Genomic DNA, 2,301 nt, shown 5'->3' with positions numbered 1-2,301 from the left:
GTGTCTGTTGTTTGAGAACTCAATAGTGTGCCAAGTTTGTTGATACCAATTTATTGTATTGAATTGGTTGAATTTGCCGGGCCCGCCACCCCGTGGTGTGGTCTGGTGTTTTTAGCTGGTTTCAAATTTTGTGCAGCGTGTGCATCCCGTTTTCCCGGGGGCGCGTGTTGTGTCTGTTTTACTTCAACGGAGAGTTTGATCCTGGCTCAGGATGAACGCTGGCGGCGTGCTTAACACATGCAAGTCGAACGATGATCCGGTGCTTGCACCGGGGATTAGTGGCGAACGGGTGAGTAACACGTGAGTAACCTGCCCTTAACTCTGGGATAAGCCTGGGAAACTGGGTCTAATACCGGATATGACTCCTCATCGCATGGTGGGGGGTGGAAAGCTTTATTGTGGTTTTGGATGGACTCGCGGCCTATCAGCTTGTTGGTGAGGTAATGGCTCACCAAGGCGACGACGGGTAGCCGGCCTGAGAGGGTGACCGGCCACACTGGGACTGAGACACGGCCCAGACTCCTACGGGAGGCAGCAGTGGGGAATATTGCACAATGGGCGCAAGCCTGATGCAGCGACGCCGCGTGAGGGATGACGGCCTTCGGGTTGTAAACCTCTTTCAGTAGGGAAGAAGCGAAAGTGACGGTACCTGCAGAAGAAGCGCCGGCTAACTACGTGCCAGCAGCCGCGGTAATACGTAGGGCGCAAGCGTTATCCGGAATTATTGGGCGTAAAGAGCTCGTAGGCGGTTTGTCGCGTCTGCCGTGAAAGTCCGGGGCTCAACTCCGGATCTGCGGTGGGTACGGGCAGACTAGAGTGATGTAGGGGAGACTGGAATTCCTGGTGTAGCGGTGAAATGCGCAGATATCAGGAGGAACACCGATGGCGAAGGCAGGTCTCTGGGCATTAACTGACGCTGAGGAGCGAAAGCATGGGGAGCGAACAGGATTAGATACCCTGGTAGTCCATGCCGTAAACGTTGGGCACTAGGTGTGGGGGACATTCCACGTTTTCCGCGCCGTAGCTAACGCATTAAGTGCCCCGCCTGGGGAGTACGGCCGCAAGGCTAAAACTCAAAGGAATTGACGGGGGCCCGCACAAGCGGCGGAGCATGCGGATTAATTCGATGCAACGCGAAGAACCTTACCAAGGCTTGACATGGGCCGGACCGGGCTGGAAACAGTCCTTCCCCTTTGGGGCCGGTTCACAGGTGGTGCATGGTTGTCGTCAGCTCGTGTCGTGAGATGTTGGGTTAAGTCCCGCAACGAGCGCAACCCTCGTTCCATGTTGCCAGCGCGTAATGGCGGGGACTCATGGGAGACTGCCGGGGTCAACTCGGAGGAAGGTGGGGACGACGTCAAATCATCATGCCCCTTATGTCTTGGGCTTCACGCATGCTACAATGGCCGGTACAAAGGGTTGCGATACTGTGAGGTGGAGCTAATCCCAAAAAGCCGGTCTCAGTTCGGATTGGGGTCTGCAACTCGACCCCATGAAGTCGGAGTCGCTAGTAATCGCAGATCAGCAACGCTGCGGTGAATACGTTCCCGGGCCTTGTACACACCGCCCGTCAAGTCACGAAAGTTGGTAACACCCGAAGCCGGTGGCCTAACCCCTTGTGGGAGGGAGCTGTCGAAGGTGGGACTGGCGATTGGGACTAAGTCGTAACAAGGTAGCCGTACCGGAAGGTGCGGCTGGATCACCTCCTTTCTAAGGAGCACCTACAACTTTCTCTGCCGGGCGTTATGTCCGTGTGGTGGGGTTGTCAGGAGTACGCCCGTTGCGCAGACGCAAGTTCTGCGGCGGGTGCTCACGGGTGGAATATCAACAAATAGGTGCCTGGCGGCACAGGCCGGCAGTTAGTACGGATGCTCTCTTGAGGGTGTCCTGGAACGCACGCCGGAATGAGCTGCTGGGTAGTGTTTGGCACACTGTTGGGTCCTGAGACAACAGGACCATGGCGCGGCCACGTTGTCCTTCCCTTTCGGGGGTGGGTGCGTGGTGGTGGTGTGGGAACGTTTGTTTCTGGTTTCCTGGCTGCACCGATCACRCGGTTGTTCCCTTTTGTGGGGCGTGTGTGGGGTGTGTGGTACGGGGTTGTTGTTTGAGAACTACATAGTGGACGCGAGCATCTTTTATAAGAAGCAATTTCCAAGAATATGAACCTGGATCTGTCGCTGTTGCCTTTTGGGGTGATGGTGGTGGTTTCTGTGGTTCTCTCGAAAATTACTCCTTGATCTTTTGTGGTCAAGTTTTTAAGAGCACACGGTGGATGCCTTGGCAATTAGGAGCCGAAGAAGG

1 rRNA gene is annotated in these 2,301 nt (G+C 55.7%); it reads left to right on the top strand.

Annotation, left to right across the window (positions count from 1 at the left end):
* Positions 1 to 183: 183 nt before the first annotated feature.
* Positions 184 to 1,710 (top strand): 16S ribosomal RNA (locus AC1DRO_RS21135).
* Positions 1,711 to 2,301: the final 591 nt, after the last annotated feature.

It is taken from the genome of Arthrobacter sp. P4_F11, assembly GCF_056401395.1.
This window is presented reverse-complemented; position numbering and strand designations above follow the sequence as displayed.